The organism is Neobacillus sp. Soil_C_43, assembly GCF_057656715.1.
Genome location: NZ_JBDGJV010000003.1, coordinates 142,929 through 157,553 on the forward strand (window position 1 = coordinate 142,929; position 14,625 = coordinate 157,553).

Consider the following 14,625-nt stretch of genomic DNA (forward strand, 5'->3'; position numbering starts at 1 on the left):
GGTGAAACAGTTGAAGCAAATAATGGTTTCATTTGTTATTGCAGCTGGATTGATGGGTATGATTTCCTTCTTAGACCTTGTTATGGGTACTGAACCTCGGAAATTAATTTGGAAGGCTATTAACCCTTTTAAGGTCATGGAGGCAGCAGAATACATTATTATAGTTTTTTTTGGCTTCTCAATGATGATAAAAGCCATTCGTTACTACATCAAAAAGAAAAAGCAAAGCAATCAGCCGTCTAATTAGGGAAGATTCCAACGAAAAAAAGGAAAAGAGCTCAACATCACATTGAGCTCTTTTCCTCATTTGCTTCCTGTATTTCAATAGGCTGCTTTTTTTTGAAGAAAGTCAGTATAGTGGTAATTACCTTCCAAATCGTAGTCATTCTTTTCTTCCATTTGCTTTTTCTTTCAAGGCTAGGTCCGTATACATATCGATTCCAAAAATAATAGATGAGTTCCTCAACAACAAGATATAGGACAATAAACAATACAAATACTGTGGTCCAATATGACATCCAAGGACCCCCTTTCTTCAGAATAGTTTCATCCTATTCATAAATCTAAAAAGAAGTACTATAAATCATCAAACTGATTCTACTAAACTGTTTATCTATATCCATATTACCAAATTTATACCAAATTGTAGACAAATTAGTAAATAATGTAGTATTTTTATTTTGAGTCACGAAATTTTTCTGAGGGGGAAGTTAGATGGAATATCGGCGATTGGGAAATACCGGTTTAAAAGTGAGTGAAATAAGTTTAGGCAGTTGGCTTACATACGGTGGATATGTAGAGGAGCAAAATGCAGCTGCGTCTATTGATAAAGCATATGATTTAGGCGTTAACTTTTTTGATACAGCCAATGTTTATATGCGTGGAGAGGCTGAAATTGTTGTCGGGAAGGCACTAAAGAAATATGTTCGTGATTCCTATGTACTGGCAACGAAAGTATTTTGGCCAATGGGCGACGGTCCTAATGACCGCGGACTTTCTCGAAAGCATGTCATGGAACAATGCCATGCTAGCTTAAAGCGCCTTAACACTGACTATGTAGATATTTATTATTGCCATAGGTATGATCCTGAAACACCGCTGGAAGAAACATTGCGTGCACTTGATGACCTAATCCGTCAAGGAAAGGTATTGTACGTTGGTGTAAGTGAGTGGACAGCAGAACAAATTTCAGAGGCGGTTCATCTTGCTGATAAGAAACTTTTAGACCGTATAGTAGTTAATCAACCTCAATACAGCATGCTACAGCGTTATATTGAAAAAGAAGTCCTGCCTGTAAGTGAAAAGCACGGAATTGGTCAGGTGGTCTGGTCACCGCTTGCACAAGGTGTTTTAACAGGTAAGTATAAAAAAGGTGAAAAAGCTCCTGTCGGAAGTCGTGCTGCTCAGGAGAAATACAATGGTCTATTTGGATTATTAACGGATGAGAATCTAGATAAAGTGGAACTTTTAAAAGAGGTTTGTGCTGAAAATAATCTTACTCTTGCGAATTTAGCTCTTGCTTGGATATTAAGGCAAAGTAATGTGGCAAGTGCGTTAGTAGGTGCAAGTCGTCCTGAACAAGTAGAAGAAAATGTGAAGGCTTCAGGTGTGCAATTAAACGAAGAAACCCTGACAAGAATCGAGGATATTCTTAGATAAAAAAATGCCCTTGGACATTTTCGTCCTTGGGCTTTTTTTATCAACCATTATTAAACCGCTCTTTCCGCTGATTGTTCCGATGCTTTAATAAAAGACTTGTTACCGCTTGAAAAGAAAATAATACTTCCAAGAGTTAACAAGGCAATGGTCCAAAACATGATCTGCCCTTGAAAATGGCTTAGAAGGAACCCGCCAATAATTGGTCCAAGAAAGTTACCTATCTTTCTAAATTGAGCTGCACCAAAATAAGTTCCACGAAGATGTTCAGGAGCTAGTTGATCAATCATCATACTATTGGATGGAAAGATTAATATTTCCCCCACCGTTAACAATACCATGGCAGCAATGGCTGTAACCCAGCCATTAACAAAGCTGAAGCCAATTAAACCTGCGGCCATAAAAACGGCTCCGACCACCATGACCTGCATTAACCTAAATTTCTCTGCGATGTGACTGATTGGCATCTGCAACAATACAACCATTATTGCATTAATGGTAATAAGCATGGAAAATATAACCACGCCATTTTCTACCGTTCCTTCTAATATTTGCGGTAAATTAGAATCTATTTGAACGTACCCCATATTCACCAAGATGATTCCCAAGATAAGATATCTTAAAGCCTTATCTCTTTTAACAATCCTAAAGGCATCCCCAAAAGAGGCACCCTTTTTGATATTATCTACTTTCGGGAAGACAAGTTTTTGTAAAAAGAAAACCAAAACCATTCCATAAAACAAATAAAACGTTCCGGTTATGGCAAAGGATAATTTTGCTGATGTACTAGCTAAATATGCCCCAATCAGTGGACCAACGGAAGCTCCGATATTCATGGCTGTATATCGTAAGGAGTACACCTTCATCCGCTTATCCTTTTCGGTTAAATCGGCCATTAAGGCTTGAGCGGTCGGTTCAAAGAACGAATTACTCAATCCGTTTAAGGCATTTAACAGAATAAACCATCCCGGACCAGTAGCAACGGTAAAACCATAATAAACAAAGGCTACTGTAAACAAAGCAATAAGCATGACTGGTTTTCGTCCAAAGCGGTCTGATAAATGGCCGCCAATGAATCCACCTACCGTTGCCATTAACGGGCTCATCCCGACCGTTACACCAATAATAATTGGTGAGAGATCCATGTGTCTTGATAAATATATTGAGAGAAATGGCAAAGTCATAAATGCAGAACCTCTTGATAAGACAGTCCCAATTAATAACACCCATACGATTGGATGAAATTGACCCACATAGTTTTTCAATGTTTTCATATGTAGTACCTCACAAATTTTGGAGTATGCTTATTTAGTAAACTATTTAACTGAATAAATGTAAAGAAATTTCCTATTTTTCCAGCATACTTCCTCAAAAAAAGGTCAGCCATCAGCAAGGATGACTGATCCTTATACCCCTTAATTTATAGGCTTTGTTAAATTTGTCTGCTGATTTCCGCTCCAGGCACGAGCGGTTCGTGGGTGTTTCGGCGAGCCTCCTCGGCGCTTGCGCCTGCGGAGTCTCCCCTGAACCATACTCCCACAGGAGTCTTCGTGCCTTCCGCTCCAATCAACAGGGTATAAAAATTAGCACTGTTCTTAACATGGCCAATTAATTTGGATCCTTATAGTTTAACGCCCTTTCACTATCACCATAGCCCTTGGTCGTTGGGTCTTGTACAAAACCTAGCATGGATAAAATAACGAATATTGCATTGACTATTGTTAAAATGGTGCTTTGAACTGAGTCTGTTAGTTGGAAGCTAGTTACCCCTAAAGTATTCAATCCAGCTAGTACCATTTGTGCTAAAATCATAATTTGTGAAATAAATGCAATAACCCAATGCTTATTTCTTAAACGAACTTTCCAGTTGATCATGACTCCCTCTCCCCTCTAAATCCGAATACATCTTTCTATTAGCATATGATTTGATTAGAATTGGTTGTCCATGATTGTCCCGATTTCCAGAATTTATTTTTGACAAAAAAAATCAGGTCCCCGATTGGAACCTGATTTTATGTTATATTTCTCTTCTCATGGCTTTTAACACATCTACTCTTGTTGCTCGTTGTGCTGGTCGGTATCCTGACAGAAGGGTGACTCCGTAACAAATCAAGATACAAATAATCGGTAAAATAGAAGGAATATAACTAAACGTTATGTCTAAATCTGTTTCTTGTCCAAATGCCTGTTTAATAATTAAAGGTACTGCAAAATTTACAGTGAAGCTAATTCCGTATGAGACAATTGTTCCAATAACAGCACCAATCAAGCCAATGTAACTACTTTCGAGCAGGAAGATTCGTTTAATTGTTTTCGGATTTGCACCGATTGCTTTCATAATACCAATATCAGGTGCCCGCTCTGTAACTGCCATGGTCATCGTATTATAAATTCCAATTGAAGCAATTAGGATAGCAATTGTTCCAATAAAAATTAGGCCCACTTTTGCAATCATAAATATCATATTGACTTCTTTTAATTCATTAACAACTGAATATGTAGCATATTTCTTCTCTTTTAATTGATCTGAAATACTTTGGACCGCTTCCATATTTTTGGCATAGATTTTCACTTCATCATAGGTCTCTCCATTAGCATCGATTCCTTCTAATTTTTCATTATTAGGGTCAAGCATAAGGCCTTTCGGTGTTCCCGTAAAACTTTCTATTTCCTTTAACATCTCTTCCGATATAAATACACTTCGGTCTTCCGCCCACTCTTTTGTTGGCTTTTTGGAGATTCCTACCACTGTTAATGGAATTTTCTTCTCTTCTTCCTTTCCATCTTTGAACTGCCTAACAGTTAGTTCCATGGTTTCACCGATTAACTTCCCTGGATAGCGATATTCCGCTTTTACCTGCCCCTTCTCATCGTAGATGCCCTCATCTGCATCTTTTTTAGCTAGATTGAGAGGAAAATTATACCCGACGACTACCTCATTTTTACTTGTTGGCAACCGCCCCTTCGACAGTTCAAAGCCGGCCTTCACTTCGGAAGGAAAATGGGCTACAAAGGTTTGTGTCCCCTCTAAGTACTCACCAATTGTAAACGTACTTTCCTGCTGCAGCATTTTCCTTCTTGTAACAGCCTTAACATCCTCTACCTTTTCAAACGTTCGAATGTCTCTGTCTGTAAGCTGTTGGAAGCCACCTTGATTATTTATTTCCTTCCCATGGACGTCAATTTGGGTAATGATCCTTTGTTCCGTCATTTCTTTAACCACTGATTTCTGTAACCCAAAGCCTACAGAGGCTAGTACAATTAGGAAGGCACACCCCATTGCGGTGGCAAGAATCGTCATATATACTCTCGTTCTGTTTTTCTTCATATTTTGTCGAACAAAACGGAATTGGTCATTTAGCTTCATACCAGCACCCCCTGTTCAATTCGACCGTCCGCTAATACAATTTTTCTATTACCGATATCGGCCACCTTGTCATCGTGTGTAATAATTAAAAACGTAATACCTAAATCCCGATTCAACTCAGTGATAAATTCCAGTAATTCCTCCTCTGTTTCACTATCAAGACTACCCGTAGGTTCATCGGCAAGTATAATTGGAGGATTCACAATTAAGGCTCTTGCAATACTGACTCGTTGCTGCTGACCACCAGATAACTCTCCAGGATAGTGATCCTGATAGTCTAGTAAAGTTACTTTTTTCAGCATCACTTCTGTTTGTTCTCTTCTCAGATTCTCGCTTACACCCTTTAAGATCAATGGAAGCTCTACATTTTGAAAAGCAGTCATGCTGGGAATCAATTGAAAGCTTTGAAAAATAAATCCAAGGTTATTAATCCTGAAATCAGCAAATTTCGTCTCATTTAAATCCGAAACCTTTTCTCCATCAATCCAGATTTCCCCTTCTTTAGGATGAATAAAACCACTAACTAAATTTAACAGAGTTGATTTCCCCGAACCGCTTCTGCCAACAATCGTTACTATTTCCCCTTTTTCCACGGTGAATGAAATGTCTCTAAGCACCGGAATTATAGTCTGTCTCCCTTTTTTCCCAATCACAAAATCATGGCTTACATTTTTTATCGTAATCATAGCTTCCTCCTGTTTCTCACTCAATTCAACTTAATAGACGATGTTTGGCGAATATACCCCTACAGATTTTTAAAAAATAGTTAATTATAGCCAAATAATGAAAAAATTTAAGGGGATAATAGTAGGAAAAACGCTTTTGTTGGTCTTTTTTTGCTAGAAATTTTATAATATATGAAGCAAAAATTCCTTTTAAAAGTTAGGAGATCACATGGAGAAATTACATCCACTTTGGGACATGCTGCGTCGTTTCTGGAGGAAAAGACATCTCACCCAAATATTTTTGTTAATCATCCTTGTCGTCGTTTTAGTGACCATCTCATATTTTGGCTGGCTTGCCACAAGAGCCAATGTAGAGTCATTAAAGCAAGGTTTAAGTCAGCCCACTGTTATTTATGATAAGAGTGGGAAGGTAGCTACGAATGTGGCAACGAATCGAACAAAGGGCATAAAAATGAATGAATTGCCAAAATATGTTCCAAATGCCGTCGTCGCCATTGAAGATGAACGCTTTTATGAACATAGTGGCTTTGATATTCAAGGGATTGCTCGTGCTTTTTTTAGTAACTTATTTGCTGGAAGAATTACTGGAGGGGGTAGCACCTTAACACAACAGCTTACGAAAAATGCCCTTCTTTCGCCCGAACGTACGTACAAGAGAAAAGCCGAAGAATTATTTTTAGCTGTAAAAATCGAAAAGGTATATACAAAAGAAGAAATTCTGCAAATGTACCTGAATCAAGTTTATTTTGGCAGCGGCGCCTGGGGAATTGGCAATGCCTCTAAAAAATACTTTAATAAAAACATTAGTGATGTAACAGTCGGTGAAGCAGCGATGCTTGCGGGACTACTTCATGCACCAAACTACCTTAACCCTTATAATAATTATGATTTAGCCATGAAACGAAAAAATGTAGTCTTAGCGAAAATGAAAGAACTCGGAATGATCACCAATGCTGAGTATTCTACGGCTAAGAAACAAAAAATCCGTCTCAAAGATGGTGGAGGAAGCTTTGTTGAGAGAAAATTCCCCTACTATGTGGATGCGGTTTTAAATGAAGCCATATCCAAATATGGATTGACTCAAGATGAAATATTAACAAGAGGATACCGAATTTATACGGAAATGGATCAAAATCTGCAAGCAGGACTTGAAAAGGTGTATAGCAAGAACTACCTGTTTCCAAAGGGGAAAGGAAACACTTTTGTTCAAAGCGGTTCTGCATTAATGGATCCTCAAACGGGGGGAGTTAGTGCACTCGTTGGCGGACGTGGTGAGCATGTATTTCGTGGATTTAACCGAGCTACACAATTAAGGGCTCAGCCAGGTTCGACAATGAAGCCGCTAGCTGTATATACTCCTGCACTAGAAGAGGGCTATTCCTATTCATCTGAACTGAAAGATGAGCCAATAACCTTTGGAAATTATAAACCGGAGAATTTTTCAAGAACCTATCAAGGAAAGGTGCCAATGTATAAGGCACTCGAAGAGTCATTGAATATTCCTGCCGTTTGGCTTTTAAATGAAGTGGGTTTAAATAAAGGAATGGACTCACTTAAGCGGTTTGGCATTCCTGTTGAAAAAGAAGATAAAAATTTGGCAATTGCACTTGGGGGTATGAGTAAAGGTGTGTCACCGGTTCAATTAGCTAACGCCTTTTCTGTTTTCCCAAATGGCGGAAAGCGGCAGGATAGTCACTTAATTACAAAAATTGTCGGCCCAACTGGAAATATCATTGCAGAACATGAAGCGAATACAACAAAAGTTACATCTGAAGAGGTTTCGAACGAAATAACATCAATGCTGTTAAATGTCGTCGAAACAGGGACAGGCAAGCGTGCTAGAATTCCAGGTCTTCAATTAGCCGGAAAGACTGGTTCGACACAGCTACCATTTAGTGCAAGTGGTACGAAGGATCAATGGATGGTGGGATATACCCCAAATCTCGTTGGTGCCATTTGGATCGGTTTTGACCAAACAGATAAGCAGCATTACCTGCCTAGCTCAAGTTCTTCAAATGTTGTACCTATTTTTAAAGCAATTATGGAGGAGTCAAGCCGTCATCTTCCAAAGGAATCATTTGATGTTGTCTCTATTAATGCCCAGCTGGCTGGCGAAACTGCACAAAAGAAACGGATTAATGAGCAAGCAAAGAAAATCAGCAAAGAATTAAATGAGAATGCGCAAAAATTAGGGGAAACCATAAAAGAACAGGCCCCTGAATGGAAAAAAGGCTTGGATAACATATTATATAATGTCGGAAAAGCAATCAACACTCTCATAGAAAAATACAACCAATAAATGAAAAGGCTGACCATGAAGCAAAGGGGTCAGCCTCTTGTCTAATTTAAGAAACAACGAGAAATATCTGTAAAGTGAATGAATTTATTATTATTAGTTGAAAATAATAGAATGCTTTAGGTGCGCATTTACATGCTCTATATATAATTTTAGGAAATAGCATGAGTGAGGGATTTTATGCATATTGTATTTAATGCTCTGTTTTTACTAGCAGGAATTAAATGGGGAGATTGGAAAAACTGGAAGGCATATTACTCCACAATTTTATTTTTTATCGGGGGCGATTTACTAAAAAACAGTTTGCTTCATGATCATCGTATGTGGTCATACCAAGAAGTTTATTTTGGACAACAATTCCTAATTGGTCATATGGCCATCGATTTAATGATTGCCATCATAGTTTATCCTGCAACGATTCTTATTTACCTTGGGCATTATCCCCATTCTATAAAAAAACAAATCCTTTGGGTTAGTTTATGGGTGTTCCTTTACAGTGGAATTGAAGGAATAAATTTTTATTTTTTAAACTTAATAAATTATGATCACAGTTGGAATTTAATGTGGTCCATTTGTTTTAATATTGTCATGTTTACCGTTTTGAGAGTTCATTTTTTGAAGCCGCTTCTAGCATGGGCAATTTCTTTAATTTGGATGATTTTTCTATGGAATTGGTTTAATGTACCTATGAATGTATTGAAATAAAATTATTGTTAGGTAGTAGTGCCATCTCTGACCAAACAGAAGGGAATTGTTCGGTCAGAGAGAAATTTTTTCTGATTTAATTCTAAGTTAATACTTTAATTTAATAATCCATATTTCCTCTTAAACCGGGACAAAATTTTTATCCAAACCTCATCAAACACAAGTAAAAAGAATACATTTGACACGGCATGCATTGTATCAAAAGTAGCACTTCCTATTAAATATACCATGAACGCCTTCCATTCAAACGGGCTTCCAGATTGAACGATTGATAAAAACCCCCACAGATTCATTACCCACCCGAACAAATAACCCCATGCAATTCCAAAAATAATCCGACCAGTTTTACTAGTCAGTATTTTTGTATTTCGCAACCATCCTGCAGTTAACCCTACTAAACCCCATGCAGCCATCTGCCAAGGTGTCCATGGACCTTGGCCCAAAATCATATTGGAAGCAAGGGCTGCTACCGCCCCAATTATAAACCCGCTTTCTACACCGAAAACAAATCCAGACATCATGATGACAAAGGTGGTTGGCTGAACACTTGGGAGGCTTGCAAATGGAATCCTTCCTACGGCCGCAATGGATGCTAGAACTGCTAATAAAACAAGCTCCCGTGGTTCCACCTTTCGCCGTTCAAAACGGACGAGAAAAATCAAAATAGCAAGAAAGACGAAACCAAAGCTTAACCATAAATAGGAATCCTCCCAAAGGAAGGTACCTCCCAATAAGATGACCATTATACATAAAACGAGGAAGGTTGTTAGTCCTTTATTCCTAATCATGGACGAGTTACCTCCTTTAGCGTCAGCGGTGTCGCTGTTATACGATCACGGAAAATACGCTGTATCATCGTAGTATAAAAGAAATTTCCTCTAAAAAACTTCTTCGGTTCATCCTCAGAGGTAATCTTCCCTTGAAACATCATTCCACATTTGGTTGCGTACTGTGCCGCGAATTCCACATCATGAGTGGACATGAAAATGGTCATACCTGATCTGCGCAGACCAAGGAGAATGTTTGCTAAATTTTCTTTAGAGATTGGATCTAATCCTTTTGTAGGTTCATCCAGCAAGAGCAATTCTGGCTTCCGCAATAATACACACGCAAGTGCCGCCTTCTGAAGTTCCCCGCCACTTAAGTCATAAGGGTGACTTGATGTCAAATGAGCAATCCCTAATCCGCCTAACAAGACCTCTACCTCATTCATGTCAGTTACATTCCATTGAGCCATTGTTTCCTTGATTTCTTTTTCAATTGTATCCTGAATAAAAAACAGTTTAGGATTTTGCGGTAAATAGCCAATTCTCTTGGTTAATTCCTTGTTTTTATACCCTTTTAAGGGCTTGCCCTCGAGAAGAATCTTTCCGCCTTCCAGCTTCAATAAACCTGCTAGAGACTTGAGTAATGTAGACTTACCTGAACCATTTCCACCCAACAAAGCATAAAATTCGCCTTTCTTCAGACTTAGATCAAGCTCGTCTAAAATAAGATCTCCCTGCTTATCGTAGCGACATGAAACATTAATCCCCTTGATCAATTCATTGCCGAGTGAATTAATAGGATTGTTTTTTTCCAGATGAATAGGTTTTAACTCCGACTTTTGGGCCCATTTCCTTCCTTCTTTAACACTGAGAGGAATCATTCCCTTTCCTTCCGATTCTAAAAATAAAGCTGGAATACTTGGTATAAATGCTTTATTATGCGAATTCCAAATTTCAGGAAGGACCTTCCTCGGCTCGCCTGAAAGATGGACCCTACCTTGATCCATCATGACAATTTGATCTGCCAATGTAAAAACCTCTTCGAGACGGTGCTCTGCAATAATAATCGTCATACCAAATTCATCATTCAGTCTCTTTAATATATCTAAAAATTCCCGTGAACTTACTGGATCCAGCTGTGCAGTAGGTTCATCGAGTAACAGAATATCCGGCTGCATGAGTAAAACTGAAGCGAGGTTAATCTGTTGTTTCTTACCACCAGAGAGTTCATGTACTTTTTTGTGCAGCAGTGATTCTGCGCCAAAAAAATGAACCATCTCGGCCACTCTGGTTCTCATTTCATTTGTTGAAAGTCCGATATTCTCAAGACCAAAAACGATTTCATGAAGAACGTCATCCGCAACCATTTGATTTTCCGGATCTTGGAACACGAAGCCGATTTCCTTCGAATTTCCCTCTGCCGCTTGAAGATTTTTCCCATTAATCATTATCTGCCCTAAAAGGGTTCCATGTGGCTGGATTTCCTTTTTTAATAATTGTAAAAGTGTGCTTTTTCCCGAACCAGAAGCACCGAACAGCACGACGAATTCACCTTTATTAAGAGTAAGTGATAGATTGCTTATGGCTGGTTCCGAACAGTCTGGGTATGTAAATGTAACATCATTTAATTCAATAAACGCCATCGGACCATTCCACCTACTTCTACTATTAATGGAAAACTTAAGAACATAAAATAACATAAGAAAGCAAAGGTATCCTTAACAGAAAACTGCCATGCTTCCATAAATGGATAGATTGTTAATACACCAAAGCCTGAAAATCGCTCAAATAAAATGATAGCAAAAAGAACAACTAAATAAGAAATTGAAAGAAGATCTGTTTTCTTAAACGTAAAATATTCATAGGAAGACCTTCGACCTTGACCATATCCCCTTGCATTCATTGAATCGGCTGTTTGAATGGCTTCTTCAAGCGAATAGGTTAACAGTGTTTGTACATAAAGCATTCCAATCTTAATCCTTGTTTTCCATTTCCCCTGAATCACAGAATTCCCTTTGCTCCTTTGAACAATTGAGATTTCCTCCATTCTCCTTCTCATTAACGGAATAAACCTTAGCGTCAGCATAAGGAGAACAGCAAATTGTGGGAGGATTTTTGCAAATAAAAATAATAGCTTATTAGGTGTCATGATCACGTTATAAGAAATAAATAACGCAATAATTCCTATTATAGAGACTGCATTCATTCCCCCATACATCACAGCCTCAAGTGTCACCCGATGCTCATTCATTTCAAACAGCAAATGGCGTCCTCTTTCATTAAATAAAGGATTTGTGATGAGCATAAGGAGGAAGGTACTGATAATAAAAATATACCAGCGTCGCAGTCCTCTTAACTGATCATGAATAAAGTTAATCATTAAAATTACGATTAAGGCCACTCCGAGAAAAATGGGATGCAGCATAAGAATTAGCAGTGAAATGGCCCCAGCATAAAAAAGAAAGGACACAAGAGGATGAAAACGTTCAAAACGACCTTTCATCCCACGTTCCCCCCTATGTTATTCGGTATAGATGCACTCAATCCGATCACCATCTTTGATTTTTGTAACCCCAATACTCTTAGTGAGACTAACTCCATTTTGCTCAAATACCCAACCACTTTTTGGACCATAATCAAACTCATAAATATTATCAATTCCTTCGATATAGGCAGTTGCCCCGCTGCCCCGAGCATCAATCACGATACCATGTTTTTTAGCTGTTGCTAAAATAATATCATAAATGGTGTCGCCGTCTTTAAAACTAACTTTTGTTGCAGCAACAATGGTGCCTCGATCCTTTGGTCCAACGATTGATAACGTTACCGTAGTGGCTGGCTTTGGTGTTTTGGTTGTACTCGGCTTTGATGCAGGAGTTGTCGACGTTGGTGTTTGGGTCGTAGTCGTCGGAGTACTACTTTTATTTGTCGTCGCAGCCGTATTTGTTTTGGTCGTCGGTGTTTGTTGCTGATTAGATGGACTCGTTTGCTTCGGCGTACTAGTTGTTGTTGTAGACTGATTTTCCTCTTTTTCTACAGAAGCAACTGTTGAAGAATCCGTAGTTTGTTTTTGTTCACTACTCGGTTCAACTTTTGCCTCTTCCTTCTTTTCTTGTTCGTTTTGTTTTTCTACTTGAACAGTTTTTTCTTCTTTTTTTGTTTCCTTCGTAGTTTGTTCATTCGAACCACATCCAACTAAGGAGAACAAAACGAATAATAGACTAAGAAATGCTGTACCTTTCATCCATTTTTTCATAGATGCGCCCCCTCTAGGTTCCCTCCTAACTAGTAGGAGGGGACAAATTTTACTTATGAAAATCTTTTTCTTTGCTTCATATAAACTAGACTTCCGATTAGCATAATCAAAAGACCAACCACGAGCAGGTTATACATATCTGTTGCAGTATTTGGCAACGTATGTCCCTTCACACTATTACTACCATTATCTTGATTAGGAGTTGTCTTCGCTGGTGCCTCTTCACCAGGTGTTTGAGTCTCTGGCTTCTCCATTTCAGGCTTTTGCTCAACTAATGGAAGCTGATATAATGAGCCTTTTCCTGTTGTATATAGCTGATACGCAGCTAACGCTTGGATTCCTTGTGAAGTGGTGAACGCATCACTTACATCTCCTCCCTGCCAATCAAAGCCACCATCCCCATTTTGGAAGGATAGAAAATATTCAACAAGACCAGTAAATGGAGCTGCATTCGCATCAACCCCTAAAGTAGCGAGAGCAATGATGACCTGGGCTGCTGTTGAGCTATTATCTATTTTTGATGCTTGATATTGTGTAGATAAATACTGGATGGCAGCATCTACCTTGCCCTTTACTTCAGGCTGCTCTTTATATGGAGCAAGTGCTGTTAAAATCATCGCAGTTGTATCAATATCGCTAGTAGCACTTTCATCCCAAGCCCAGCCGCCATCTTGATTTTGCCTATCTAATAAATGCTTGACTAACTTTTCTCTTGTCCATTGTGCAGATTCTGGAATGGCAAAGTTCGCGCTATCTAAAGCAATTAAAGCATAGGACACCCCAATTAACCCTTGCTTAGTGACATTACCATTGTAAATGGCTTCCACTAAGTTATAGCCAACTACATTTGTTGGATCACCACCAGCTGCAAGTATTCCAAGGACATACCGCTCTGAATCGGTGATTCTATTGAACTTCCCTTGTTTTTCCTTGACTAGAGATTTTACCGATGCAAGGTATGTAGCAGGAATTGTCTGTCCTGTTTGTTTTAATGCAACTACTTCCCATTCGCCTACATTATTCTGCAACACATATTTGCTGGCTGAATCAACGGATGTTTGAATCGTTTTTTCAGAAATCGTTCCACCAGAAGGATTGGGGTTTGGTGTTTCTCCTCCTGTGTTGCCATCACCCGATCCATTTTCCCAAGATTCCAGTTTAAAGCTAATTTGATTTCCTGATTGAAGCGGATAGCTGTCTGCTCCAACCTCAGCCATTTTATCGTTTACGTAAAATGCCCAATAGTTTGTACCTTCTGCTTGTATATCATTAATAGAGGTAATCATTTTCCCGTACTGGCTCTCACTGTATCCAACCTTATCAGGGCCAAGGATTACTTGTAATAGTTGAAATGCAGTTGGACTTCCAATCACTTCAATTCCTGATTGGTCAGTAAGGTTACTTTTATCACTATTAACCACTTTGAGCGAAACCGTATTCTGTGGGGCTTTTGTCCAATCTGTCAAACGGAACGTTAATTGGTCACCCTTTTGGACGACATAGCTGTCAGAACCAACCTGTGCTGCAACATCATTAATAAAAAATGCCCAATAATTTGTCCCTTCTGCTTTTACCCCCTTAATTCCCGTGAGCATTTTCCCATATGAGGTATCAGTAAATTCAACATTGCTTTCACCAACAGCTGCTATTAACGCTTCTGTTGCTGTTTCAGCGTCACTGATTTGAACAGTGGTTTTTGCTAAGATTGGGTTGGCTCCATCCAAACCCAAAACTGTAATGGACCCTTGTTTTCCTAGGTCGGCTGCTAGTACAGGAGCTTGTAGCCCGCTTGTGAATAAAGTAAAAATTAACAGCATGACCATCCACAAATTACTTTTCTTCATCATTTTGGAACTCTTCCTTTCCTAATTAAATAGACATAAAAAAATCCC

General features: G+C 38.7%; 14 protein-coding genes. 4 read left to right on the forward strand and 10 right to left on the reverse strand.

The genetic code is table 11. From position 1 onward, the window contains the following. Position 1: 1 nt before the first annotated feature. Positions 2-247: a YczF family membrane protein gene (locus AC3A54_RS07020; RefSeq protein WP_487653923.1), complete on the forward strand. Its 246-nt coding sequence runs from the start codon at positions 2-4 to the stop codon at positions 245-247. A gap of 37 nt (positions 248-284) precedes the next feature. On the opposite strand, the gene AC3A54_RS07025 is transcribed toward AC3A54_RS07020, so the two are convergent. Further along, complete coding sequence (locus tag AC3A54_RS07025; protein WP_487653924.1) at positions 285-518, reverse strand: hypothetical protein; 234 nt, start codon at positions 516-518, stop codon at positions 285-287. Between the two features lie 196 nt (positions 519-714). Here AC3A54_RS07025 and AC3A54_RS07030 point away from each other — a divergent pair, with 196 nt between their 5' ends. Next, on the forward strand, positions 715-1,659 hold the full coding sequence (locus AC3A54_RS07030) for an aldo/keto reductase family protein (RefSeq protein WP_487653925.1): 945 nt from the start codon (positions 715-717) through the stop codon (positions 1,657-1,659). A gap of 50 nt (positions 1,660-1,709) precedes the next feature. Here the strand turns inward: AC3A54_RS07030 and AC3A54_RS07035 are convergent, their stop codons facing one another. The 4 genes from AC3A54_RS07035 to AC3A54_RS07050 form a co-directional block, all read right to left on the reverse strand. Then, positions 1,710-2,930, reverse strand: a complete 1,221-nt coding sequence (locus AC3A54_RS07035; protein WP_487653926.1) for an MDR family MFS transporter — start codon at positions 2,928-2,930, stop codon at positions 1,710-1,712. Between the two features lie 334 nt (positions 2,931-3,264). Next, complete coding sequence (locus AC3A54_RS07040; RefSeq protein WP_487653927.1) at positions 3,265-3,531, reverse strand: phage holin; 267 nt, start codon at positions 3,529-3,531, stop codon at positions 3,265-3,267. Positions 3,532-3,673: 142 nt separating this feature from the next. Then, entirely contained in the window at positions 3,674-5,023 is a 1,350-nt protein-coding gene (locus AC3A54_RS07045; RefSeq protein ID WP_487653928.1) for an ABC transporter permease, read from the reverse strand. Next, positions 5,020-5,709, reverse strand: a complete 690-nt coding sequence (locus tag AC3A54_RS07050) for an ABC transporter ATP-binding protein (protein ID WP_487653929.1) — start codon at positions 5,707-5,709, stop codon at positions 5,020-5,022. The genes AC3A54_RS07045 and AC3A54_RS07050 overlap by 4 nt, the downstream gene beginning before the upstream one ends. A 208-nt stretch (positions 5,710-5,917) precedes the next feature. Here AC3A54_RS07050 and AC3A54_RS07055 point away from each other — a divergent pair, with 208 nt between their 5' ends. Together AC3A54_RS07055 and AC3A54_RS07060 are read left to right on the forward strand one after the other, a co-directional pair. Then, complete coding sequence (locus AC3A54_RS07055) at positions 5,918-8,008, forward strand: transglycosylase domain-containing protein (RefSeq protein ID WP_487653930.1); 2,091 nt, start codon at positions 5,918-5,920, stop codon at positions 8,006-8,008. Positions 8,009-8,185: 177 nt separating this feature from the next. Beyond that, on the forward strand, positions 8,186-8,710 hold the full coding sequence (locus tag AC3A54_RS07060; RefSeq protein ID WP_487653931.1) for a CBO0543 family protein: 525 nt from the start codon (positions 8,186-8,188) through the stop codon (positions 8,708-8,710). 95 nt (positions 8,711-8,805) lie between these two features. On the opposite strand, the gene AC3A54_RS07065 is transcribed toward AC3A54_RS07060, so the two are convergent. The 5 genes from AC3A54_RS07065 to AC3A54_RS07085 are packed head-to-tail and all read right to left on the reverse strand — an operon-like array spanning position 8,806 to position 14,580. Continuing rightward, a complete protein-coding gene (locus AC3A54_RS07065; protein ID WP_487653932.1) occupies positions 8,806-9,498 on the reverse strand; it encodes an ECF transporter S component in 693 nt (230 codons plus the stop codon). Next, a complete protein-coding gene (locus tag AC3A54_RS07070; RefSeq protein WP_487653933.1) occupies positions 9,495-11,120 on the reverse strand; it encodes an ABC transporter ATP-binding protein in 1,626 nt (541 codons plus the stop codon). Before AC3A54_RS07070 ends, AC3A54_RS07065 begins: the two co-directional genes overlap by 4 nt. Beyond that, positions 11,102-11,980: an energy-coupling factor transporter transmembrane component T gene (locus AC3A54_RS07075; RefSeq protein ID WP_487653934.1), complete on the reverse strand. Its 879-nt coding sequence runs from the start codon at positions 11,978-11,980 to the stop codon at positions 11,102-11,104. Before AC3A54_RS07075 ends, AC3A54_RS07070 begins: the two co-directional genes overlap by 19 nt. Before the next feature lie 18 nt (positions 11,981-11,998). Beyond that, positions 11,999-12,733: a DUF4430 domain-containing protein gene (locus AC3A54_RS07080; protein WP_487653935.1), complete on the reverse strand. Its 735-nt coding sequence runs from the start codon at positions 12,731-12,733 to the stop codon at positions 11,999-12,001. Between the two features lie 53 nt (positions 12,734-12,786). Beyond that, complete coding sequence (locus tag AC3A54_RS07085; protein ID WP_487653936.1) at positions 12,787-14,580, reverse strand: DUF4430 domain-containing protein; 1,794 nt, start codon at positions 14,578-14,580, stop codon at positions 12,787-12,789. Positions 14,581-14,625: the final 45 nt, after the last annotated feature.

Coding starts and splice junctions, on each gene's coding strand:
- AC3A54_RS07025 (WP_487653924.1), bottom strand. CDS start 518: ATGTCATATTGGACCACAGTATTTGTATTGTTTATTGTCCTATATCTT.
- AC3A54_RS07030 (WP_487653925.1), top strand. CDS start 715: ATGGAATATCGGCGATTGGGAAATACCGGTTTAAAAGTGAGTGAAATA.
- AC3A54_RS07035 (WP_487653926.1), bottom strand. CDS start 2,930: ATGAAAACATTGAAAAACTATGTGGGTCAATTTCATCCAATCGTATGG.
- AC3A54_RS07040 (WP_487653927.1), bottom strand. CDS start 3,531: ATGATCAACTGGAAAGTTCGTTTAAGAAATAAGCATTGGGTTATTGCA.
- AC3A54_RS07045 (WP_487653928.1), bottom strand. CDS start 5,023: ATGAAGCTAAATGACCAATTCCGTTTTGTTCGACAAAATATGAAGAAA.
- AC3A54_RS07050 (WP_487653929.1), bottom strand. CDS start 5,709: ATGATTACGATAAAAAATGTAAGCCATGATTTTGTGATTGGGAAAAAA.
- AC3A54_RS07055 (WP_487653930.1), top strand. CDS start 5,918: ATGGAGAAATTACATCCACTTTGGGACATGCTGCGTCGTTTCTGGAGG.
- AC3A54_RS07060 (WP_487653931.1), top strand. CDS start 8,186: ATGCATATTGTATTTAATGCTCTGTTTTTACTAGCAGGAATTAAATGG.
- AC3A54_RS07065 (WP_487653932.1), bottom strand. CDS start 9,498: ATGATTAGGAATAAAGGACTAACAACCTTCCTCGTTTTATGTATAATG.
- AC3A54_RS07070 (WP_487653933.1), bottom strand. CDS start 11,120: ATGGCGTTTATTGAATTAAATGATGTTACATTTACATACCCAGACTGT.
- AC3A54_RS07075 (WP_487653934.1), bottom strand. CDS start 11,980: ATGAAAGGTCGTTTTGAACGTTTTCATCCTCTTGTGTCCTTTCTTTTT.
- AC3A54_RS07080 (WP_487653935.1), bottom strand. CDS start 12,733: ATGAAAAAATGGATGAAAGGTACAGCATTTCTTAGTCTATTATTCGTT.
- AC3A54_RS07085 (WP_487653936.1), bottom strand. CDS start 14,580: ATGATGAAGAAAAGTAATTTGTGGATGGTCATGCTGTTAATTTTTACT.